At 58.8% G+C, this 20909-nt stretch carries 20 protein-coding genes; 9 read left to right on the top strand and 11 right to left on the bottom strand.

All coding sequences use genetic code 11. The features are described from left to right. Positions 1 to 4: 4 nt before the first annotated feature. Positions 5 to 1345: a peptidoglycan DD-metalloendopeptidase family protein gene (locus H4317_RS10130; RefSeq protein WP_185886366.1), complete on the bottom strand. Its 1341-nt coding sequence runs from the start codon at positions 1343 to 1345 to the stop codon at positions 5 to 7. Between the two features lie 152 nt (positions 1346 to 1497). Between H4317_RS10130 and H4317_RS10125 the strand changes: the two genes are divergently transcribed. The 4 genes from H4317_RS10125 (at position 1498) to H4317_RS10110 (ending at position 5090) form a co-directional block, all read left to right on the top strand. Continuing rightward, positions 1498 to 2199, top strand: coding sequence for a helix-turn-helix domain-containing protein (locus H4317_RS10125; RefSeq protein WP_185886365.1), 702 nt, complete (start codon positions 1498 to 1500; stop codon positions 2197 to 2199). A 123-nt stretch (positions 2200 to 2322) separates the two neighbouring features. Continuing rightward, the gene (locus H4317_RS10120; RefSeq protein ID WP_185886364.1) at positions 2323 to 3300 is read left to right on the top strand and encodes a hypothetical protein; all 978 of its coding nucleotides are present in this window, start codon (positions 2323 to 2325) and stop codon (positions 3298 to 3300) included. Between the two features lie 70 nt (positions 3301 to 3370). Further along, positions 3371 to 4222 (top strand): hydroxymethylglutaryl-CoA lyase, encoded by an 852-nt coding sequence (locus H4317_RS10115; RefSeq protein WP_185886363.1) that lies wholly within the window; start codon positions 3371 to 3373, stop codon positions 4220 to 4222. A gap of 133 nt (positions 4223 to 4355) precedes the next feature. Beyond that, positions 4356 to 5090 carry a (Fe-S)-binding protein gene (locus H4317_RS10110; protein WP_185886362.1) on the top strand — a complete coding sequence of 245 codons (735 nt, stop codon included), beginning with the start codon at positions 4356 to 4358 and terminating at the stop codon, positions 5088 to 5090. A 132-nt stretch (positions 5091 to 5222) separates the two neighbouring features. Here H4317_RS10110 and dapA read toward each other — a convergent pair whose 3' ends face one another. After that, positions 5223 to 6092, bottom strand: a complete 870-nt coding sequence (gene dapA / locus H4317_RS10105) for a 4-hydroxy-tetrahydrodipicolinate synthase (protein ID WP_185886361.1) — start codon at positions 6090 to 6092, stop codon at positions 5223 to 5225. 123 nt (positions 6093 to 6215) lie between these two features. On the opposite strand from dapA, the gene H4317_RS10100 reads away from it, so the two are divergent. Then, the gene (locus H4317_RS10100; protein ID WP_185886360.1) at positions 6216 to 7142 is read left to right on the top strand and encodes a polysaccharide deacetylase family protein; all 927 of its coding nucleotides are present in this window, start codon (positions 6216 to 6218) and stop codon (positions 7140 to 7142) included. Between the two features lie 78 nt (positions 7143 to 7220). On the opposite strand, the gene H4317_RS10095 is transcribed toward H4317_RS10100, so the two are convergent. From H4317_RS10095 to H4317_RS10080, 4 genes are all read right to left on the bottom strand, one after another. After that, positions 7221 to 7604, bottom strand: coding sequence for a rhodanese-like domain-containing protein (locus H4317_RS10095; protein ID WP_185886359.1), 384 nt, complete (start codon positions 7602 to 7604; stop codon positions 7221 to 7223). 40 nt (positions 7605 to 7644) lie between these two features. Continuing rightward, positions 7645 to 9801, bottom strand: coding sequence for an NAD-dependent DNA ligase LigA (gene ligA, locus H4317_RS10090; RefSeq protein ID WP_185886358.1), 2157 nt, complete (start codon positions 9799 to 9801; stop codon positions 7645 to 7647). Between the two features lie 181 nt (positions 9802 to 9982). Next, positions 9983 to 10501 carry a DUF4920 domain-containing protein gene (locus H4317_RS10085; RefSeq protein WP_185886357.1) on the bottom strand — a complete coding sequence of 173 codons (519 nt, stop codon included), beginning with the start codon at positions 10499 to 10501 and terminating at the stop codon, positions 9983 to 9985. A 42-nt stretch (positions 10502 to 10543) separates the two neighbouring features. Next, positions 10544 to 11416, bottom strand: coding sequence for a TapB family protein (locus H4317_RS10080; RefSeq protein WP_185886356.1), 873 nt, complete (start codon positions 11414 to 11416; stop codon positions 10544 to 10546). A gap of 208 nt (positions 11417 to 11624) precedes the next feature. On the opposite strand from H4317_RS10080, the gene H4317_RS10075 reads away from it, so the two are divergent. From H4317_RS10075 to H4317_RS10065, 3 genes are all read left to right on the top strand, one after another. After that, positions 11625 to 11876 carry a hypothetical protein gene (locus H4317_RS10075; RefSeq protein ID WP_185886355.1) on the top strand — a complete coding sequence of 84 codons (252 nt, stop codon included), beginning with the start codon at positions 11625 to 11627 and terminating at the stop codon, positions 11874 to 11876. Continuing rightward, positions 11869 to 12216, top strand: a complete 348-nt coding sequence (locus tag H4317_RS10070; RefSeq protein WP_185886354.1) for a hypothetical protein — start codon at positions 11869 to 11871, stop codon at positions 12214 to 12216. The genes H4317_RS10075 and H4317_RS10070 overlap by 8 nt, the downstream gene beginning before the upstream one ends. A gap of 188 nt (positions 12217 to 12404) precedes the next feature. Further along, complete coding sequence (locus H4317_RS10065) at positions 12405 to 13049, top strand: cytochrome c oxidase subunit 3 (protein ID WP_185886353.1); 645 nt, start codon at positions 12405 to 12407, stop codon at positions 13047 to 13049. 98 nt (positions 13050 to 13147) lie between these two features. On the opposite strand, the gene H4317_RS10060 is transcribed toward H4317_RS10065, so the two are convergent. Further along, complete coding sequence (locus tag H4317_RS10060; RefSeq protein ID WP_185886352.1) at positions 13148 to 15412, bottom strand: T9SS type B sorting domain-containing protein; 2265 nt, start codon at positions 15410 to 15412, stop codon at positions 13148 to 13150. Positions 15413 to 15577: 165 nt separating this feature from the next. Here H4317_RS10060 and H4317_RS10055 point away from each other — a divergent pair, with 165 nt between their 5' ends. Continuing rightward, on the top strand, positions 15578 to 17629 hold the full coding sequence (locus H4317_RS10055; RefSeq protein WP_185886351.1) for a M1 family metallopeptidase: 2052 nt from the start codon (positions 15578 to 15580) through the stop codon (positions 17627 to 17629). Between the two features lie 98 nt (positions 17630 to 17727). Here the strand turns inward: H4317_RS10055 and H4317_RS10050 are convergent, their stop codons facing one another. The 4 genes from H4317_RS10050 to H4317_RS10035 form a co-directional block, all read right to left on the bottom strand. Continuing rightward, positions 17728 to 18360, bottom strand: a complete 633-nt coding sequence (locus tag H4317_RS10050; RefSeq protein ID WP_185886350.1) for a hypothetical protein — start codon at positions 18358 to 18360, stop codon at positions 17728 to 17730. 153 nt (positions 18361 to 18513) lie between these two features. Beyond that, positions 18514 to 18951, bottom strand: coding sequence for a DUF2147 domain-containing protein (locus tag H4317_RS10045; RefSeq protein ID WP_185886349.1), 438 nt, complete (start codon positions 18949 to 18951; stop codon positions 18514 to 18516). 134 nt (positions 18952 to 19085) lie between these two features. Further along, positions 19086 to 19526: a DUF2147 domain-containing protein gene (locus tag H4317_RS10040; RefSeq protein WP_185886348.1), complete on the bottom strand. Its 441-nt coding sequence runs from the start codon at positions 19524 to 19526 to the stop codon at positions 19086 to 19088. 640 nt (positions 19527 to 20166) lie between these two features. Further along, positions 20167 to 20718 (bottom strand): C40 family peptidase, encoded by a 552-nt coding sequence (locus H4317_RS10035; RefSeq protein WP_185886347.1) that lies wholly within the window; start codon positions 20716 to 20718, stop codon positions 20167 to 20169. Between the last annotated feature and the right edge of the window lie 191 nt (positions 20719 to 20909).

The raw sequence follows: 20909 nt of genomic DNA, 5'->3' as shown, positions 1-20909 counted from the left end.
ACGGCTAGGAAGCAGCCAGCACTATCCAGCCCAGCCGACCAGTGGCGCTACGCACCAGGCGGTAGCCACCAAATTCGCCCAGCACCGCCACCGAACTGCGGGCAGGCAACGAATCGAGCGAAGCAGACCCGGATTGAGGGAGAGTGTAGAGAATGGCAACGTCGGTTAGGGCTGCCTGGCGCAGAGGAGTGCTGGCGGGCACAACCGCTTTAGCCGGCACGTAGCCAAACCGGCCATCCGGATGCTGCACACGGTACCAGTTTGTTTGGCTGCCTACCACCAGCAGAGGTGTATTGCGCACAACAGACGCTACTGTAGCTTCTTTCGCAACCGGGCCCCGGCGCAGGTCAGTCCGCTTATCCTGCACGCGTACCCACTGCCCCAGACGCTCGGGAGCAGTACGCGGCGTAGCCGGGGCTGTATCAGGACGACGCACAAACGGGAAAGGATCAACTGCACCCCGGCCGCTGCGGTAGACGCCGAAATGCAGGTGCGGTGGAGTGGTGCGGGCATTGCCGGTGTTGCCTACCAGCCCCAGCGTATCTCCTATGCGTACCTGCTGGCCGGGTTGCACTAGCTGTTTATCCAAGTGGGCGTAGTAGAGGTGCTGGCCATGCTCCGTATCCATCAGCCAAACTACCCGCCCGCCAAGCGGCGTCTCGTTTACGCGCGTGATATAGCCATTGGCGGAGGCGACGGCTGGCGTGCCGCGCTTGGCAAAAATGTCGATGCCCTCGTGGCGGCGGGCTCCCCCGTCGCGGTCTACCCCCCAGAAGCTACCCACCGCTACGTCGTTCTGGCCGCGCACTGGAAAGCTGAGACTGGGTGCCCGCTGAATGCGCAATGTGAACCGGCCGGTACGCAGTAGCTCGGGCTGCACGCGCAACAGATGCTGCCGGTCGTCTTCGGCAAGGTAGCTGAAGGCCAGCGCCGTGGTATCAGCCGAGGCCAGGGGGCGGGTAGCACGGCGCTCCGGGTCTAGCTCGAAGGCATCCAAGAACACGCGGGCATCAGCGCCTTTGTCAAGGGTAAGGCTGATGCGGACGGTTTCGCCGGCCCGTACTTGGTAGCGGAAGGCCGCTGCAGTGGCCCGCTCAGCCGCGAAGTAGCCCGTTTCCTCAAAAGGCAGTGTCACGACCAGCGAGTCGCGCAGTGCCCGGTCAGCGGCGGCCAGCCAGTCGCGGCCCAAGGCAGTTTGGTCGAGGCCAGCCTGCCGTAGCTTGCGGGCATATGCCTCATGCGGAGTTGATTTCTGAAAGATGCCCTGCAGAGTCTGCTGTTTGCCACAGGCAGCGAGAAGCAGAAAAAATGATAAATAAAAAGCGAAACGCAAGGAGTAGGGCATAGGAAGTATCGATTTCCTTCTAAACCTCAAATTGCTGAGGGTAGTTCGCTGCTTCTGCTGATCTGCTACGGTAGAACCCGCTTACTTATGACACTGGTTCTGGTAGCGGAAAGAGGTATTATTGTGGCATTATTCCTCTTCTACTTGCTACTATGTTTTCTGCAGCTCGTGTTGTTGCTATCCGGAAAAGTAAAGGTCTTTCACAGGAGGTATTGGCGGAGCAGGCCGGCATAAGTCTGCGCACCATTCAGCGGGTAGAACAGGGCGACACCGTACCACGGGGCCACACGCTGCTGGCCCTGGCCTCGGCGCTACAAGTGCCACTGCAGGAACTACAGGCCGAGCAAGTGCCAGTGTCTGCGGCTGCGGTGCCATTCAGCGAGGTAGAGGTAGTAGCGCCCCAGGTGTTGCCGGTCTCACTTGAGCAAGGGCTGGCACCAGCGCCGCCACCCACCCCAGCACTGGTGACCAAGCCCGTCGAGCCAGCTCTGCGCTCCGACCCGGACTTTCTACAGTTGCTCAACCTGAGTGCCCTCAGTTTTCTGGTGCTGCCGCTCCTGAATCTGGTTGTGCCGTTCCTGCTGTGGCGCGCGCGCCGACACAGTATTGCGCATGTCGCGGAGGTGGGCCGCCGCGTACTGGGCTTTCAGATTCTGTGGCAGGTAGGCTGCTTCTTTGCCTACGTGCTGCTGGCCGCGGGCCAGATAGTAGCCGCGCAATACCAGCGGGCACCGCTCAAGGGTGGGTTTCTCTGGATACTACTGCTCACCTATCTGTTGAATGTAGCCACAATCGGGTACTATGGCTGGCAGCTGCGGCGAGGAAATCTAGCAGTTTACCCAGTTCGGTTGTAGTGGCAATGCGTTGATAAATAGCTGTATGTGATAAGTGGCGGGTGAATGTCGGGGAAATGACGCAAGGCTGAGCGAGAGGAGCGGGTAGGTTTGCTACCGTATTCTAACCCGCTTTTCAGCCTCATGAAAACTCTCTTCAAAATCCTGCTGTCGGTTGTGGTGCTGCTCGTGCTGAGCGGCATAGGTGGCTACTTCTACATGAAGCAAAAGTTCGCGCCACCCGCCAACCAGCTCACTATTGCCGGGTTGCCCGCCACCGGCCTCCTGCACTGGACTGCTGATACTACGGCGAAGCCCGCCGTGCAGCACACCGCGCTGCTGGTGCCCGTCAGGCTACCCAATTGCGCGCGCACCTTCTACCTGCAGTTTGATACCGGTGTGCCCTACACGGTACTCTATGCTCACCAGATAGAAGTGCTCCGCACCCACTACACGGCGCTGTCTACCGCACTGCAAGCCTCCCATGATACTGTGCACAACTTCCGCTTCGGCCTGGGTGGTGCCCAGGTAACTATGCGCCGTACCACGGTACTGGCCCAAGGCCGCCCCGAGCTGCCCGCCGACAGCCTGGAGCCGTATATTATCGGTACGCTCGGGACGGATGTGCTCGACGGGCGCGTGCTGGTGCTGGACTACTCCCGTAACCAGTTTACGCTTGCCGCGCAGGTGCCCGACAGTCTGGCTCGCCGCACGGAGTTTGCGCCGCTGGCCTTCACCAACCGCCGCTTATTACTCGACGCCGGGTTGCAGGGCAAGACCCAGCAGCTTCTGTTTGACTCCGGCTCTAGCGGCAATGCTCTGATAACTAGCCAGGATACCTGGAAGCAGATGGCTACGCCGGGCGCCCCGGCCCGTACCACTGTCGCCAACTCCTGGGGCAAAAAGCTACTCGTGCACAAAGCCCCGACTGCCGCGCAGCTCCGCTTTGGCACCACCGAGGTTCCCCTGCGCACCGTCACGTACATTGAAGGTATGAACCTGATGCAGCAGACGCTGATGCGCTTTTCGGGCCTCGCCGGTATGCTAGGCAATGAGCCCTTTGCGGGCCGCATGCTTGTGCTGGACGTCAAAGGCGGCCGGTACGGGGTCTTGCAGCCCTGACAGGCCAGAGGCAACCGGGCAGTTGTCGTGCAGGATTCTACCTTTGCGCCTCCCACTCAGCTAGCTGCCCATGAAACTCATCGACTGCCCCCGCGACGCCATGCAGGGCTGGCCCATGCTCATCCCTACTACCCAGAAAATAGCCTACCTAAACACGCTGCTGCGGGTAGGATTTGATACGCTGGATTTTGGCTCGTTCGTTTCGGCGAAGGCCATTCCGCAGCTCGCCGACACGGCCGAAGTGCTGGACGGTCTGAACCTGGCGCAGTCGAGTACGCGGCTGCTGGCCATTGTGGCCAACCTGCGCGGCGCCGAAACTGCCGCCACGCACCCCCAGATTCGCTATATCGGCTTCCCGCTGTCCGTGTCCGAAACGTTTCAGTTGCGCAACACCAACAAGACCATTGCCGAGGCGCTGATTGATGTGACGCGCATTCAGGAGTTGTGCGCCCGCACCGGCCAGCAACAAGTCGTGTACCTGAGCATGGGCTTCGGAAACCCCTACAACGACCCCTGGAACCCAGACATTCTGGGCGAATTCACGCAACAGCTCGACGAGCTGGGGGTAGGCATCGTGGCCTTGTCCGATACCATCGGAGCTTCTACACCTGCCACCATTGCACCGCCTTTCCGCGAGTTGACGGCTGCTTTCCCTCATATTGAGTTTGGCGCGCATCTGCATACCACGCCCACCAGCTGGCGCGAGAAGGTGCAGGCTGCTTACCAGGCCGGCTGCCGCCGCTTCGATGGGGCGCTGGGCGGCTACGGCGGCTGCCCCATGGCCGCCGACCAGCTCACGGGTAACATGCCCACTGAGCACCTGATTTCGTTTGCTGCCGAAGCAGGGGAGGACCTGCACCTGAATCCGGAGGCGCTGGCAGAAGCCATGCGGCTAAATCAGCAGATATTTGCGGGGCATTAGCTGTACTTTGCCATCCTGAGTCCCCGGTTATGCTGCGCGAAGGAGCTTCTCACGACTACATATCTGTCAGACGTTTCGTCCAGACCTGAGAAGGTCTTCCGCGCAGCATGACAGCCATTTTCCGCCACACGCCATGCCTACTGCTGTCGATATATTCATTCCGTGTTTCGTAGATCAACTTTTTCCAAACACCGCCATGAACATGGTGAAGGTGCTGGAAGCGGTAGGCTGCGAGGTGCACTACAACAACAACCAGACCTGCTGCGGGCAGCCGGCTTACAACGCTGGCTACAAGGCCGAAAGCCGCGAAGTGGCCTGCAAATTCCTGGACGACTTTCCCAACGAGCCGGGCCGCTACATCGTCAGCCCCTCAGCATCGTGCGTGGGTATGGTGCGCAACTCCTACGCCGAGTTGTTCGATGGCAGCCCGGAGCAGGGCCGCTACCACGGCACCCAACGCCGCATCTTCGAAATGACCGAATTTCTGGTGGATGTGCTGGGCATAACATCCATCCCGCAGGCCCGGCTCTCGGGCACTTACACCTACCATGACTCCTGCTCGGCGTTGCGGGAGTGCGGCATCAAGGAAGCTCCGCGTCGCCTGCTCGACGCTGTGCCGGGCCTGGAACGCCTGGAAATGGCCGAAAACGAAACCTGCTGCGGCTTTGGCGGCACCTTCGCCGTGAAGTTCGAAGCCATATCCGTGGCTATGGCTGAGCAGAAAGTGGAACACGCCCTGGCCACCGGCGCCAACTACATCATCAGCACCGATACCAGTTGCCTGATGCACCTCGACGCCTACATCCGCCGCGAGAAAAAGCCCATCAAAACCCTGCACGTCGCCGATGTGCTGGCCAGTGGGTGGTGAGAATCAACCGTAAAAAAGCCTGTCATCCTGAGCGGAGCGAAGGGCCTTATCACGTTGAACATAATCGTTCTGGCGTGATAAGGCCCTTCGCTCCGCTCAGGATGACAGGCTTTTATCGAGCTAAAATTGCTGCTACAGCAGCTTCTTCACCCGATCCATTAGGCCTTCGGAGGCGGCCAGCAGCGGCAGGCGCACTTCGCCGGAACATACGCCCAGGGCTTCCAGTGCTGCTTTCACGCCCACTGGGTTGCTTTCCTCGTACATCAGCGGGTTCAGGTCCACGAACTTGAACAGCAGCTGGGAGGCTTCCTGAAACTTGCCGGCCAGCGCGTGGCGTACCATGTCGGTGAAGGGGCGGGGGAAAGCATTGGCCAGCACCGAAATAACGCCTACGGCCCCGAAGCTCACGAGCGAAGTCGTCATCATGTCGTCGCCGGAGATGAGCAGGAAGTCGGCGGGCTTGGCAGCGGCTATCTGCTGGCACTGCTCCAGGTTGCCGCTGGCTTCCTTAATACCGATGATGTTGGGGTTCTGCGCCAGATGCAGTGTGGTAGCAGCCGTGAGATTGGAAGCCGTGCGGCCCGGTACGTTGTACAGAATAATTGGTAGGGGCGAGGCATCAGCCAGCCGCTCGTAGTGCGCAATGATACCGCGCTGGCTGGGTTTGTTGTAGTAGGGGCTGGCCGACAGGATGGCCGTTACGCCGCTCAGGTCGGTGCTGCGGATGGTAGCTTCGGTGCCGGCCGTGTCGTTGCCCCCGATGCCGTACACGAGTGGCACGCGGCCGGCTACATGTTCCTTCACGACGCGCAGAATCTCGGCCTTTTCCGCCGTCTTAATGGTTGGCGACTCGGCCGTGGTGCCGTTGATGACGAGGTATTCCACCCCACCTTCAATGACAAAATCGAGGAGGCGGCGCAGGGCGGCGTAGTCTACGGCGTGGTCGGGGGCAGGCGTGAAGGGCGTAACGAGGGCGACGCCGGTGCCACGGAGTTTGTCCATGCGGGGAATTAGCTGTTGCTTTGTAAGATGGAACGCCAGTGCGCCGGTTCACGGCTGCCCCAGCAGACTAATTCGACAAAAATACAGCATTTCCTTTGCGGCCCGGCCGTGTTTTCCTTTTTCATGAAGCGTACCCATTTCACGCTGCTCGCCGTAGCGGCCCTGGCCTCGGCCCTCAGCCTGCCCTCCTGCAACGATTCTAAGTCGGCCGTTACCACGGAAGCAGATTCTCCCACCAGTGAAGCCATGAGCGGTACGGCCGCCACTGCCGCGGCCGAAGACTCGGCTGCCGCAACTGCTTCCGGCACCACGGCTCCCGACCCAAGCAGCATTCCGGCCGGAAAAATTGCGGATGCCGCCACCATCACGGCCCGTCCACAGGTTCCGATTCTGTGCTACCACCAGATCCGGGACTGGCGTGCCAAGGACTCGAAAGGTGCCAAAGACTACATCGTGCCAGTAGATGCCTTCCGCAAGCAGATGCAGATGCTGGCCGACTCTGGCTACCACACCATCCTGCCCGACCAGCTATACGCCTACCTCACCACTGGTGCCAAGCTGCCCAGCAAGCCTGTGATGCTGACCTTCGATGATACTGACCTGGACCAGTTTACCGTTGCGAAGCCTGAGATGGAAAAGCACGGTTTCAAAGGCGTGTTTTTTGTGATGACTGTGAGCCTAGGCCGCCCCAACTACATGAGCAAGGCGCAGGTAAAGCAGCTTTCGGATGAGGGTCACGTTATCGGCTCGCACACCTGGGACCACCACAACGTGAAGAAATACCAGGGCCAGGATTGGGTGACGCAGATCGAGAAGCCCACCAAAACGCTGGAGGAAATTACCGGCAAAGACATCAAGTATTTCGCTTACCCCTTCGGCCTCTGGAACCCCGAGGCTATTCCGCAGCTGAAGCAGCGCGGCATGGTGGCCGCCTTCGTGCTGGCCGAAAAGCGCGACCCGCAGGACCCGTTGTTCACAATTCGCCGCATCATTGCTAGCGGCTACTGGAGTGCCCGTACGTTGCGCAACAGTATGGTAAACAGCTTCTAAGGCAAAGGCTATTGCACAACAAACGGCCCCACCTGCATTGTGCAGGCGGGGCCGTTTGTTTTATCACGAAGGGAAGGATTACTCCGTTTTCAACCCGGCCTCTTTCAGGTCCTTGAACGCGCCGGCATTCACGATTTTGCGAAAACCAAGCTCCTCCATGAGCACGGTGCTCTGGCCGCTGCGGTTGCCGGAAGCGCAGTAGAGCACGTAGGTTTTGCTCTTGTCAAGCTTACGAACTTGCTCCCCAAAGCCCGGGGCGCGGAAATCCAGATTCCGGGCTCCTTTCAAATGACCGGTGGCAAACTCTTCGGGCGTGCGCACATCCAGTACTACAACATCCGGTTTCTTAATGAATTCGGCCGCTACAATAGGCGGAACGGGTTTAGAGGCCGTCTGGGCCTGGGCTGGCTGGAAGCTGAGCAGAGCGGCAAGAGAAGCCAGTAGCAAAAAGCGGGTAGTCATGGCGAAAAGCAGGAGTAGAAGTGGGGGGACTGGCCGGTGGCTAAAATAAAGAGCCCTGTTGGCCCGGTCGGGTATTGAGTGGTGCTGAGGATTCTGGCGTAACGTCTGGCGTCGGTATTCGTTCCGCTGAGGCTGCCATATCCGGGGCATTGGCGGCGGGTGCGGCAGCATCAGTGGCAGAAGGAAGCATGGCCAGCAACTCGTTTTCAGAAATAATAGGCACTTTCAACTCGGTGGCTTTTTCGCGCTTGGCGGGGCCCATCTTGTCGCCGGCCACCAGGTAGCTGAGCTTCTTGCTGATACTGCCCGTCACCTTGCCGCCGTGCGCCTGAATAAGTGCCTGCAGCTCGTCGCGGGAGTGCAATTCAAACACGCCCGACAACACGAACGTCTGACCGTCCAAGCGGTTGCTCATGGCTTTAGGCGCTTCTCCCGTGAGGGTCATCTGCACCCCGGCTTGCTGCAGCCGCTCCAGCAGCAACCGGTTTTCAGGCTCCTGAAACCACGCCGCCGCCGACTCGGCAATGACACCGCCAACTTCCGGTACGGCTGCCAGCTCCGTAGCCGTAGCCGCCATCAGCCCCTCAATCGTGCGGTAGTGGTTGGCCAGTTTTTCGGCGACTGTTTCGCCCACGTACCGAATGCCCAGCCCAAACAGAACCCGGTCGAAAGGAACCTGCTTGCTCAACTCCAGCCCGGCCAGCAGGCGCTGCACCGATTTTTCGCCCATCCGGTCTAGCTGCGCCAGCTCTTCGGCCTTGGCTGGCAGGTCGTACAGGCTGGCAGGGTCCGTCACGAGGCCCAGGTCGAAGAAGCGGCCCACGGTTTCGGCACCCAGACCATCAATGTTTAGGGCCTTGCGCGACACATAATGCTCCAGTTTGGCCTTCCGTTGCGGGGGGCAGCCCCGGTCATTGGGGCAGCGGAAGTGCGCTTCGCCTTCGGGCCGGATGAGCGGTGTGCCGCAGGCCGGGCACTCAGTAGGATAGACGATGGGCTGGCTGTCATCGGGCCGGGCGGCCAGATCTACACCAGTAATCTTAGGAATGATTTCGCCCCCTTTCTCCACAAATACCATGTCGCCGAGGCGTAGGTCGAGGGCAGCTATCTGGTTGGCGTTGTGCACGGAAGCGCGCTTTACCACAGTGCCGGCTAGCGGCACCGGGTCCAGCAGCGCCACCGGCGTAACGGCGCCCGTGCGGCCCACCTGGTACTGAATAGCGCGCAGGCGTGTGCGGCCCGCCTCAGCTGGGTACTTGTACGCAATAGCCCAACGCGGACTCTTGGCCGTGTAGCCTAGCTGCTCCTGCTGCCGGAAATCATCGACTTTGATGACAATGCCATCGGTTGCAACCGGCAGCGTGAAGCGTTTCTTGTCCCATTCATGCACGAAATCGAGCACTTCCGCTATGGAGCTGCACAGCCGCCATGTATCTGACACAGGTAGGCCCCAGGCACTCAGTGCCGCCAGCGAAGCACTATGCGTAGGAAATACGCTGCGGCCCGGCATCAGAAACGAGTAGGCGTAGAAGCGCAGCCGCCGGGCGGCCACCAGCGCCGAATCCTGGAGTTTGAGGGCACCGCTAGCCGCGTTGCGCGGGTTCGCCAGCAGCGCCTCGCCGTTGGCTTCCCGCTCAGCGTTCAGCTCGGCAAATACTGGCAGCGGCATAAAAATCTCGCCGCGCACTTCAAACTCAGCGGGCTGCGGCGAGGAGGCCCGCAGGTGTAGCGGCAAATTCTTGATGGTGCGCACGTTGCTGGTCACGACGTCGCCGCGGGTGCCGTCGCCGCGCGTGACGCCCTGCGTAAGCTGGCCGTTTTCGTAGGTCAGGCTCATAGCCACACCATCGAATTTCAGCTCACACACATACGCAAAGTCGGCTCCCTCCAAGCCCTTGCGCACCCGCTCATCGAACTCGCGCAGGTCTGCTTCAGAATAGGTATTGCCGAGGCTGAGCATGGGGTAGCGGTGGGCAGCCGTCGGGAACTGCTTGGTAATGGTGCCCCCCACACGCTGGGTAGGAGAGTTGGCATGTGCAAACTCCGGGTGCTGCTTTTCCAGTTGCGCCAGCTCGGCCAGTAGGTGGTCGAACTCCTGATCTGGAATCTCTGAAATGTCGCGCTGATAATATTGGTAGTTGAGGTGGTGTAGCCGTTCAGTAAGGGCCGTGATGCGCTGCTGGATGTCAGGTGTCATAGGCGGGCGGAGCTATAGCAGGGTCCAGATCGGGGGATTCGGTAGTGTGGGTCAATGGCTCCGCAAGCTACTAACCGGGGCCGGTTTCTGACAGCCATATGCCTCTAACCAGTGGGGAATTTCAAAACAAAAAGCCCCGCTCTGCAAGCGGGGCTTTCCTTTGTGAGGCAAGATGCCTGTACTACAGCTTATCCGCAATTAGCACTCCGTCAGCCTCGAAGTTGAGTTGCTGTTCGGGTTTGGTAATGGCCGCAATTTCTTTCTCAGACTTACCAGCGTCTTTGGCGTAATGCTGCAAATCAGATACTGGCACTTCTTCCCGGTGCGCCCAGCCATTGATAACGACAGTTTTGCCGGCAATGTCTTTGGGAACGAAGAAAGCATAATCCTTGAACCGCACCCGCATTTCCCGGCCATCTGGCGTCTTCATCGTCATCCAGCAACCTTTGGCCTGGCACACGGCATCGGCTTTGCCAATTAGCTTCACTTGCGCCGAATCCTGGGTTCCGAGCACCTGATTGAGTTCTGACAGCGGCTTGGCACCTTCTGAGTTTACCGCGGCACCGTAGGTTTTGCCGGTAAGCAGAACGGGCGTTTCGGTAGCGGGCTTATCAGTGGCCGCTGTTTCGGTTGCGGGAGAAGATTGGCAAGCAGCCAGGGAAAGCAGGGCCGCCGCGAAAACGAAGTGCTGGAAGGACATGGAAAAGAAAGGTGAGGACAACGAAATATTCCGGTCCGGAAATTACGATTTTTTTGCCTTGTATTTCACCTTCTCATCCGTAGCGCCCGCTGAGGTAGTGCGAGAAGTGAGTTCCTGAACCTGCTCAAGCTTACCACCTTTCGTGTAGCGCTCCGTCCGGATGATGCCCACGCCGGGTGCGTAAAAATCCACCTGCTTTGTGGTGCTGCGCATGGCCATGTCGGGGCGGGGCACCGTGGCTTCTTCGCGCTCAGATTCCACTTTGTAGCAGGAAAATGTGCCGGCTGGTGTTGTAAGAGGAGTGGGGCCGCCTACCACCCGCCGCTTGCGCAGTGTGGTGCTTACGTTAGCAATACTCACCACAGAGCTACTGACGTTGATGGTGACGCCACCATCGGGCAGGTCGGTGCCAACGGTGGGCCGGTCGGGCCAGGCCAGCGCCACCGGGGCGTACGCAATTTTCCGGTCGCGGAAGGAGCGCAGCGCGTCTTGGTTGATGCAGGCCATGCCGTCGGTGAAGCTGGTGTCGCGGCGGGCCCGGAAAGTAAGGTCCTGGAGGGTTACCAGAATATTCTTTTTGTCGTAGAGGCCGCTCTTGAGCAGCGCGGTCTGCTCCGTCACCACCTGCTTTTTGCTTTCTTCCCGCTCATCCTTCTTCAGGCGAACTACACGTTGGTGCAGCTCACCGGCTGGCTTGCCATTGGCATCCAGCAAACGATAAACCAGTTCGGTATTATCAGAAAGGCCGAAAGGCTGGCCGGCGGCGGGCTTTATGGCTGGTGAAAGCAATGCTCTGTCTGCCGGGCGCACCGCATTGGATTCGGCGGCAGCAGGAGTGGTTTGGGCATAGGTGATACTTGGTGTCAATGTGAGGACCGAAATCAGCAGAAATGGGCGAGGACAGGAGAATAGCATGCGAAACAGGTGCAAAAGAGACGTACGGCAACGGGCCAACATACGCAGTCCGCAATATTTTGATTGCAGTAGCTGAGCTTCGGTAGTGCAAAATCGTTGCCAGCCTCCCGTTGTGCCCAATGCTGGAGTCTACATCCCGGAATCCAATGGGGCGTGTAACTTGCGCCACTCGCCTTCGTTTTCGTAGCAACACCATCACCTCTTCCTTATGCCCGATTCTTCTCAACCCACCTCCTGGGCCGACACGGCTGCCTCGTTGCTCTCCAAACTGTCGGGCGGCGTAGAGCTAGCCCTAACTTTCGACCAGATGGAGCTGCAGATGCCCAATGCGCAGAACGCCAGTGCCCCGGCCACCACGTTTCGCCTGAACGGTTCCCTGCGCATTCGGACGCGCGGCGAAAACCCGCCTGCGCCGGCCCGGCCGGAACTGCCGTCCTCAACTTCGCCTTCCCTTGGCTAGCGGCCTCGACATTGAGGCTCAGCTGGTCATTACCTTCGATGGCGACGATATTCAGGTGGCAGCTTCCGGCTCCTACCTCATCCTGAACGTGCCCAGCCAGCGGGTCCTCGATAAGCTTACCAGCGGACCTCCCAAAGATCCGAATGCCCCGCCCAAACCCAAAGGCCGCCGCGGCCCCGATCCACTGCAGCAACTGAACGACCTGGCGCTGCAACTGGGCTTGGTGCTGGATCTGCGGGTAGCCGGCAAAACCTACGTTACGTTTGGTGCCGGCCGCAGCCCCAAAATCACCCTGAATGCCGTGTTGGGGAAAATCGGTTCCTTCTTTCGCGGCGACTGAAAATGCCGTCTTTCCGCCCTATGCGGGAGGACGGTTTTTTTCTGGAAAAATGCCCCGAATCCTACTCGTCGGTACGAACCGGTTTTACGTACCTGGCTCTAAGACCTTGGGTTAAGCGGCGGCAGCGCGTCCGGAACTAAAGGCCTTTGTATTGGTTTGCAAAAGACCGTTGCCTACTACCGCCGCTCATGAACTCCGATAAAGAACACAAAGATAAAGTCGGTGCCAACCGGCCGGCTTCCGCCTTCCAGCGCATGGAGCGAGTACCGCCGCTGCTTATGATTCTGTACCTGGGGCTGTCGGGAGTGGCTGTGCTGTTTCTTTTTCTGGTAGTGGCGTATGCCTATACTCGCTACGCGGCCGAAATGCCTACCAGCACACAGTCCCTCCCAAGGTTCTTTTCCATTAGCACAATTGTGCTGCTCATCAGCAGCTATGTACTAAGCCAGGCCCCACGCCTCTACCGCGCCGACGATGTGCAGAGCCTGACCCGGTGCTTGGGTGCCACCCTGTTGCTGGGCTGCATCTTCTCGGGGCTGCAGATACTGGGCTGGCGCGAACTGCTGCTGCAGGGCGTGCCCTTCGGTGGCCGGGCTAGCGGCACGTTTCTGTATTTGATTTCGGCGCTGCACGTCGTGCATTTGCTGGGGGGCATGGTATTCCTGCTGGTGCTGTTGCTGCGCACTCTGCATGCCTCCCATGATGCCGTGCGCACCCTGGTTTTTATCCGCAACCCCTACCGCCGTCTGCAACTACGGATGCTTAGTATCTACTGGCACTTTATTGACGTGCTCTGGGTGGCACTGTTCGTGGTATTTGTGCTGCTCTACTAGCTGTGGTGGCAGAAAGCAAAAAGCCCCGCCGGACTGTCCGGCGGGGCTTTTTTGGTCCAGTCATATCAGTAGCTGATACGTAGCCTTGCCTGTCAGCTTCATCTTTCCAGTGTGATAGGGCCTTTGTATTTGCGGCCGTCGGTGAACTCAATCAGGTAGAAGTATACGCCAGCCGGCTGCTGGCCACCATTCCAGCGGAAGTTGCGGAGCTTACTCTCATACACCTGATTTCCCCAGCGCGAAAACACCTTGATGCTGGCAAAGCGGGAGTCGCAGAAGTCAGGCGGCAGATTGGGAATAGTAAAGAACTCGTTGCGCTGGCCGGGGTCGTTGTTGGGAGTGAAGATATTAGGCGGCGTGAAAGCCAGCGTATCCGGGTTAATCAGCTCAAAGCGCACAACCCGGGTGCGAGGCTCAGGGCGGCAGGTGGTTTCCTCTAGCCGGAACGTTACTTCCAGCGCTCCGTCAGGCTGCTGCAGGCCGGCACAGTTGGCGTCCCAGCGAAACACGGCCGTAGCACGACCAGCTCCATTGGTAGCCCGGAAGCTCATGCCCGCAGCAGCCAGATCAAACCCGTTGCCCGTAGCCGACAGCACCAACGGGTCCGTGTCGGCATCGGTACCGGCGAAGGTAGCTTCGTACACGCCGCCCACGGCCCGCCGGATGCGCACCGGCGAGTCGATGGGCGTGGGGGCCGGCGGCAAGCTGGAGGTCAGGACCGGCGGGGTATTGGTGTAGTCAATCTGAATGGGAATGCGCAGGCCTGCCGTCTGGGCCTCACTACAGACCGATGAGCTAGCCAGGAAATTTAGTTCGTATAGCGGCCGGCCTACTGCCCGGCAATCGACGCGCCAGGAGAAGCGCCCCCGAATCTGGTTGCCGCTGGCGCCCTGCGTGAAGGTAATGCCCTGGTCGGCCGGCTGGAACCCCTGGCCGGTCATCGAAAGCGAGAGAGGGTCGCCATCGGCATCAGTCCCGGTTACGTCGAACGTTATCAGGTCGCCGACGCGGGCCCGCAGTGGCAGGGCGGCCGTGGAGGTAATAGTGGGCGGGCTGTTGGGGTCTGGTATGGCCGTAAAAGCCACGCGCACGGTGTCGCGCTTGGGCAGGCTGCAGCCATCATCGGCCACTATCACATCGAGCAGATATACCTGGCCCCGTGAGTTGAAGCAAGCTGGAAAGCACAGCTGCGACACCAGCGTATCGGGGGCGCCCGGGCTTTTTACGGTGCCCTGCGTGACGGTGAAAGACGGCAGCAAGGAGGCCGGGAAGTTGACGGGCCGCAACGACAAGGCCAGGCGTGAAGGAGAGTCAGGGTCGGTGAAACGCAGCGTAATGCAGCGGCTGAAACCGGGGCGTAGGCGTAGCGTGTCGCGGCCAGGCAGATAGGAACTGGTGGTTCCCGGCATCTGCACGCTCATGCTGGGGGCCGTGTTGCGCGGGCAAGCAATAACCTTGAGCTGAAAGTCGCGCCTAGTTTCGCCAATCTTGTTGCCGTCCCGGAACTCCGAGCATTTGATGCCAAACACAAACAGCCCGACATTGGTGGGCCGTACTTCCAGCCGGCCCGTAGCGGAATTGATGCTGAGCGTAGGTGTGCCCGGAATCTGATTCTGTACACTCAGGCCGGTGCCCCAGCGTACCTCCGGGTAAGGCTGCGGGCGCGCCTCCGTTGGTTTGGGCACGCCCGTAGTAGAGTAGCCATTGAAGGGAGTCGCCAATTCATACACCAGTGAGTCGCCATCGGTATCCACGCCGCCAAAATCATAATAGAACAGCTCACCCAAGCAGGCATAATCACTCAGGGGCGGGAAAATGCGGGGAGTAGAGTCGCGGAAGGGTTGGCCGTTGCGCACCACCGGCGGAAACTCCAGATAGAACGTCTGGCCAGCATCGGCCGGCAGCACAATATTGCTGATGCCGTTGTTGCGGCAGCACCGCTCTACTGCCGCATAGTAGCCCGCGGCGTTGGTGTAGATGTTGGCCGATAAATCAACGCGGGCGGCGTACACAATACGGCGCGTAACGAGCGAAGGCGACGAACAGGCTGGGTTTGTGTAGTTGACGAGCGTGTTGGAAGTAAGCGGCAGCGTCAGGTTTTGCATACGGCGGTTCGAGCCTTTCTCGAAAATGCTGACCGTCATGTCATTATCGAGGGCGCCAGGGTTGCCGTTCAGCGCATCGAAATAGAGGTTAAGCGTAATCTGGTAGGTGTTTCCCTGCAGATAGAGTAGGTCCATTTCGCCGCCCACAATGTGCGTGGCACGGGCCGTCGGCGCGCAGCCCAGCCACAGCGCAAGCAGCAGAAACAGGCCCAGGCAACGGCTGCGGCAACGGACGAAATGGAGGGTAGAAATGGGCATATAGCAGAGAGATATAACAGGCAGAAAAGCGCTTCCGAAATATACAACCAGGACAGGGGAACCCGGTTCTTTTCAACAACGGTTAGTGAAGGGTACTGCGTATCTTGCCAGGCGGCTTCTTGCTACTGCAGCTGCTCATTCACTCTTTAAATTCCCGGTTTCTCTATGTATCGTTTCTACTCACTGCTGGCAGGGGTGTTGCTGGCCGCTTCCGGAGCGCAGGCTCAGTCGCTGGCTGCCCGACCAGATCCGCTTAGCCTAGCCCATGATGGGGCGGCCAGCTGCGTGCGTGCGCATGTTCACTCGGCGCAGCGCGGCCCGGCAACTACCGTGCGCCACCGCCAGAAAATGGACCGCTACGATGTGAAATACTACAAGCTGGATATTGCTCTCGAAAACAATTCCCGCAACGTTGGCGGCAATGTCCGGATGGTGGCCCGCAGCCTCGCCCAGCCGCTGGACTCCGTCGCGTTTGAGCTCTACCAGACGTTCACCATCGACTCGGTGGTAGTAAACGGCCGCCGCTCACCGGGCCTGCGCCGCGCTGGCTCCGATGTGACGGCCGCTCTGCCGCAGGCCGTACCGGCAAACACCCAGTTCAGCACCGTGGTCTATTATCGGGGCACGGCACCGAACGGCAATACGGCGGCCATTGGCAACGCGCTAAATACTCGTTCCAGCGTCCGGGTCAACAACCTGAACTACACATACAACGTCACCTGGAGCCTGTCGGAGCCCTTTTCGGCCCATGAGTGGTGGCCCTGCAAGCAGGTGCTCACCGATAAAGCCGACTCTCTGGATGTATGGGTGACAACGAGTAGCGTCAACAAAGTAGGCTCTAACGGAGTGCTGCAGCGGGTTTCGCCCATGCCCAATGGCAAGAGCCGCTACGAGTGGAAGCACCGCGCCAAACCCATCGACTATTATCTGGTGTCGGTAGCTGTGGCTCCTTATATAGAGTACATCAACTACGCCAATCCCGTAGGCGGCCCTCAAATTCCCATCGTCAACTACGTTTATAACCAGGCGGCGCTGACTTACTACCGGACGGAAATTGACCGCACGCCCGGCTTCATCGAAAACTACTCTAGCCTGGTAGGGCTCTACCCATTTGCCAGCGAAAAGTATGGCCACAGCATGGCTCCCATCGGGGGCGGCATGGAGCACCAGACCATGACCACGCAGGACGGGTTCGACTTCACCCTCACGGCTCACGAACTATTCCACCAATGGTTCGGCGACAACGTGACCTGCGCCTCGTGGGAAGATATCTGGCTGAATGAGAGCTTCGCCTCCTACGGCGAATACCTTTCCCTCACGCGCTTTGCCTCGGCGAATGATGCGAAGCAATGGATAGAAACGGCCCAGTATTATGCCAAAAACCGCTACGTAGGGGGGCAGTGGGTACCGGCGCTGGGCGGAAGCGTCCGGGTGCCGGACACGACCAACGTGGGCCGCATTTTCGACTACAACCTGACCTATAAGAAAGGCGCGATAGTCGTTCATATGCTGCGCTACCTGCTCAACGACGATACCAAGTTTTTCCGGGCCCTGCGCACTTACCAAAGCACATACAGCGGCCGCACGGCCCGCACCCGCGACCTGCAGGCTGTTTTTGAAGCCGAAGCTGGCCGCTCCCTGCAGTACTTCTTCGACCAATGGTACCGCGGCGAGGGCTACCCCACATTCTCGGTTTACTGGAATCAGGTAGGCCAGAATTTCTACCTGCGCAACACCGAAACCGTGTCGGTGGCCGGCATAACGCCCTTTTTCGATACAGACGTTGATTACACGCTGTTCTTTACTGATGGTACTTCGCAGGTGTTGCGTCTGCGTCAGTCTCAGTTGGTTTCCAACTTCACCGTACCTACCACCAAAACGGTAGCTTCTGTGGAAGTAGATGCCAACAACTGGCTGCTGAAAGGCGACGGTATTACCTCGCGTGACTTCACGCTGATACTGGGCACCGAGGCGGCGGCCCGCACTGCTCGGTTCACCGTGTACCCAAACCCCTGCCGCGAAACACTCCGGCTCCAGGACCTGACTGCCCGCGCCACTGCTGAAGTAACGGATGCCACTGGCCGCGTGCTATTGCGCCAAGAGGTAGACCCGCTTCATGCTCAACTCGACACCAAAGCGCTGGCTGCAGGGCTATACCACATGCGTCTGACTTTCGCCAACGGTAAAACAGCACTAGCCCGCTTCGTACGGGAGTAGGACTACCTATCTGTACATTACAATAACAAGCAAGCCCTTGCTACCACGTGGTAGCAAGGGCTTGCTTGTAAACAGGGGGTGCTGCAGGTTCTTGTGGATTATCCTTTGGCGTACTGCTTGATGCGAGCCTGTACTTCCTTTGGAGCGGGCGGCAGGTCCAGTACCGCAGCCATCAACTCGTCAAAGGAGTGTGGTGCCGTGAAGATGGAATCCTGAAAAGGGTTGCTGAAGAAACGGATAAACCCTGGCTGACCATTCACCTGCACTAAGTCTACTACCACATTGCCATAGCGCTGGTTGCAGCGGCCGGTAGCGGTACAGTCGTTGGGCCGGGGCTTCAGAAAATGCTTTTCAATGGTTTCGGTGTACTGCTCGTGATGCAGAGTGCGCTGGTCAGAAGTCGATACGTTGTAGCCCAGCGCCAGCACTCGGTCACGTAGCAGGTCGAAAAAGTGGCGAAAATTCCCCGGACCAATACTGGGGTCGTAGAGCAGCACTGCTCCTTGGCGGCCGGGCTCGTTCAGTAACTGCACCCGCAGGCCATGCCCCTGAATACCGGCTTTGCAAAAATGATAGGCCTTGAAGTAAGGTCCGGCCCAGTTCAGATACACTTGTTGCTCTATCCAGCGCGCATGCAGCCGCTCTTGCGCAGGCGTGCGGTGCAGTGGCTGCCACTCAGTTGGCTGAGTAGCAGAGCTGGAGGAAAAGAGCCGTTTAAGAAGTTGTAACAAGGTGAACAGGGTATATGATGAAGAACACCACCCCAGGCAAATGGTTTTTTCAGTGGGGCCAAGGCGGGTTTTTCGACCACTTCGGGTAGGCGAGAAAATAAAAGGCAAGCACTGGAAAGTGCTTGCCTTGCAAAGAAAAAACAGTGCCGGTTTCTACTTCACGCGCTGCCAGTAGTGCGCCCGGCCAAAAAGAGAAAACCCAATGTATCCCTTCACTTCCAGTCGGTCTTTTCCAGCGGCGGCGAGGTAGCAGGAGTAGGTGCGGCCATTGTCAGGGTCGTAGAGTGAGCCGTCTTCCCACCGGTCATTCTCCGCATTGTAGCGCAGGTTTTGCAGCACCGTCATGTTGTGCAACGGCTGGCTTCGTTTGGTTTGGTCGGGATGGTGCTCATCGAGGCGGGGTTTGCCGTTGGCATCGGTTGGGGTGCGCAGCCACACCAGCCGCCCACAGAGCTGCTCACCACAGCGGTAAAGCTCAATATGGGAGTCGCCGGAGTCATCGGCCCAGATGCCCAGAGGCACTGGTGTCTGGGAGGCCGCCGGTACTAGAGCACGCCACCACAGCAATAAACTCAGTAGTAATGATTTCAAAGCGTTGAAAAACCGGTTTGAGATGAAATGTTGAGGGGTAGCGCATGGGCCACAACAACTCTATAACAACAAAAAGCGACGCCCCCGCAATTGCGGAAGCGTCGCCAAGTATACGCCTGAAAAGTGAATCGGGCTTATTTGACCCGAGTCCAGGTCTGCGATTTGCCAATCATGGAGAAGCCGATGTATCCTTTTACTTCCATCGTATTCGCGTTGATCATCTTCATGTAGCAGGAGTACGTTTTGCCGCTTTCGGGGTCGTAGATTTTGCCATCGTCCCACTTGTTTGCGTCGTCGTATTCAAAGCCTTGCATGAACACCAGGCCCAGGCGCGGACGGTTGCGCAGCTTTGGGTCGGGGTTCTGGGAGTCGGTTTTGGGTTTGCCGGTAGCGGGGTCATTGGGCACAGTCAGCGTCACGATTTTGCCGCACAGCTTGTTGCCGCATTTGTAAATCTCAAACGTAGCTTTCTTTTCTTCGTTCTGCCACGTGCCCAGTGGGGAGAGGGTTTGGGCCGAGGCCAGCCGCACAAAGCCGAGCAGGAAAGCGAGGGAGAGAAACAGGGATTTTTTCATGGTGTGAAGAGAGGAGGTAAAAAGATGGTGGGAAAAGATAGGAGAAAACTCCTACATGTCAGCAACTCTCGGCAAATAGCTGCTACCTGCCCAGATTGCAAGTTTGAGGCCAGTGCTACGTTTACCCGCAAAAGAAAAAATAAAACGACTGAGGATCAGGTTTATGACCAGCAAAGCGGCTTGCAGTGCTAAAAAAAGCGCTTTTTATTTTGAACCATCCCGTAGGCTTTTAACTTTACCAACCGTAGTGAGTGCTACAGCCCCGCCCAAGGAGCCCTAAGGTATTGGGAGACGCGGCCGGGGTTATGTCGAACGTAAAGAAAGGAGGTACAAAATGTCTAGTAGTCCCAAACAAATCCTGCCAAGCCTGTCGAATGTAGTCCGCTTCACCGCCGGACGCGCTTAACAAAAGGTTTCGCGCGGAACCTGCTTCCATTTTAGCATTTCCCGCATTACGGCAAGGTCTTACCTATATAAGGAGATGACGGGCCTGTACCCCAGACTCGTCGCTTGGTAAGATTTGAAGGATTAGATGCCCGGCCCGCCCAGCAGCCTCGATCAGGAGGACCTGCATAGGCGGCCGGGCATCGCTCTTTTACAGATAGTTCAACTAGGAAAAAAGACAGGTTGCTTGCTACGTCTACAGTACCCGGCGTACCTGCATAAAGCGCCGCTCATAGTCAGTGCCTTCCACTTGGCTGATTTTGACACCGGACTCGCGGCGGGCTGAGGAGGAATGAATGAAGCGGAGCGGTTCGCCGGGAGCCGATACAATGATGCCGGCATGGCCGGGTGTGGTGGACGTAGCGGCCGTACCCGTGAATACCACAATGTCGCCGCGGCGGGCCTGCTCCCGGGCTACCGGGCGGCCTACGTCAATGAGTAGCGCAGTGGAATGGGGCACTGGCAGGTTGAAATTGCTGAACACATACTGCACGAAGCCGGAACAGTCGAAACCAGTGGCCGGAGTATTGCCGGCGTAGCAGTAGTTGGTGCCCAACTGGCGCATTGCGAAACTGACGATACTATCAGCTTTGGGGGTAGGGCGGTTGCTGGTGACCCAGGCCGTGCGCTGCACGGGCAGCGGCTCCTCGGCGGTAACAGCAGCCCGCTCTGCCGGGCGGCTCGGCCACAGAAACACGCCTAGAAGTAGAGCAACCAGCGCAATAAAGGCTATCCAAACGAAGCGCATAGGGTAACGCGGCCCGGAAAGCGGCGGGCTGCTGCCTCCCTAACGGCGGAGCTACGTAGCGGGTTCCGGTCCGGCTATAGGCGGGTTGGGCGCCAGCGGCCGGGTAGGAGACTTTGCTGGCAGGCTTGCAGCCCTGCCTGTTTTTCCCCGTTCTTTGCCCTAACCCGCTGTGGGAGGCACCACGGTGGCAC

This window comes from Hymenobacter sediminicola (assembly GCF_014250515.1).
Lineage (GTDB): Bacteria > Bacteroidota > Bacteroidia > Cytophagales > Hymenobacteraceae > Hymenobacter > Hymenobacter sediminicola.
The sequence above is the reverse complement of the archived record's forward strand: the minus strand, read 5'-3'. Positions and strand labels throughout refer to the sequence as shown.

Bases quoted from the DNA above. Each gene is read 5' to 3' on its own strand.
- H4317_RS10130 (WP_185886366.1), bottom strand. From the start codon at position 1,345: ATGCCCTACTCCTTGCGTTTCGCTTTTTATTTATCATTTTTTCTGCTT.
- H4317_RS10125 (WP_185886365.1), top strand. From the start codon at position 1,498: ATGTTTTCTGCAGCTCGTGTTGTTGCTATCCGGAAAAGTAAAGGTCTT.
- H4317_RS10120 (WP_185886364.1), top strand. From the start codon at position 2,323: ATGAAAACTCTCTTCAAAATCCTGCTGTCGGTTGTGGTGCTGCTCGTG.
- H4317_RS10115 (WP_185886363.1), top strand. From the start codon at position 3,371: ATGAAACTCATCGACTGCCCCCGCGACGCCATGCAGGGCTGGCCCATG.
- H4317_RS10110 (WP_185886362.1), top strand. From the start codon at position 4,356: ATGCCTACTGCTGTCGATATATTCATTCCGTGTTTCGTAGATCAACTT.
- dapA (WP_185886361.1), bottom strand. From the start codon at position 6,092: ATGGACAAACTCCGTGGCACCGGCGTCGCCCTCGTTACGCCCTTCACG.
- H4317_RS10100 (WP_185886360.1), top strand. From the start codon at position 6,216: ATGAAGCGTACCCATTTCACGCTGCTCGCCGTAGCGGCCCTGGCCTCG.
- H4317_RS10095 (WP_185886359.1), bottom strand. From the start codon at position 7,604: ATGACTACCCGCTTTTTGCTACTGGCTTCTCTTGCCGCTCTGCTCAGC.
- ligA (WP_185886358.1), bottom strand. From the start codon at position 9,801: ATGACACCTGACATCCAGCAGCGCATCACGGCCCTTACTGAACGGCTA.
- H4317_RS10085 (WP_185886357.1), bottom strand. From the start codon at position 10,501: ATGTCCTTCCAGCACTTCGTTTTCGCGGCGGCCCTGCTTTCCCTGGCT.
- H4317_RS10080 (WP_185886356.1), bottom strand. From the start codon at position 11,416: ATGCTATTCTCCTGTCCTCGCCCATTTCTGCTGATTTCGGTCCTCACA.
- H4317_RS10075 (WP_185886355.1), top strand. From the start codon at position 11,625: ATGCCCGATTCTTCTCAACCCACCTCCTGGGCCGACACGGCTGCCTCG.
- H4317_RS10065 (WP_185886353.1), top strand. From the start codon at position 12,405: ATGAACTCCGATAAAGAACACAAAGATAAAGTCGGTGCCAACCGGCCG.
- H4317_RS10060 (WP_185886352.1), bottom strand. From the start codon at position 15,412: ATGCCCATTTCTACCCTCCATTTCGTCCGTTGCCGCAGCCGTTGCCTG.
- H4317_RS10055 (WP_185886351.1), top strand. From the start codon at position 15,578: ATGTATCGTTTCTACTCACTGCTGGCAGGGGTGTTGCTGGCCGCTTCC.
- H4317_RS10040 (WP_185886348.1), bottom strand. From the start codon at position 19,526: ATGAAAAAATCCCTGTTTCTCTCCCTCGCTTTCCTGCTCGGCTTTGTG.
- H4317_RS10035 (WP_185886347.1), bottom strand. From the start codon at position 20,718: ATGCGCTTCGTTTGGATAGCCTTTATTGCGCTGGTTGCTCTACTTCTA.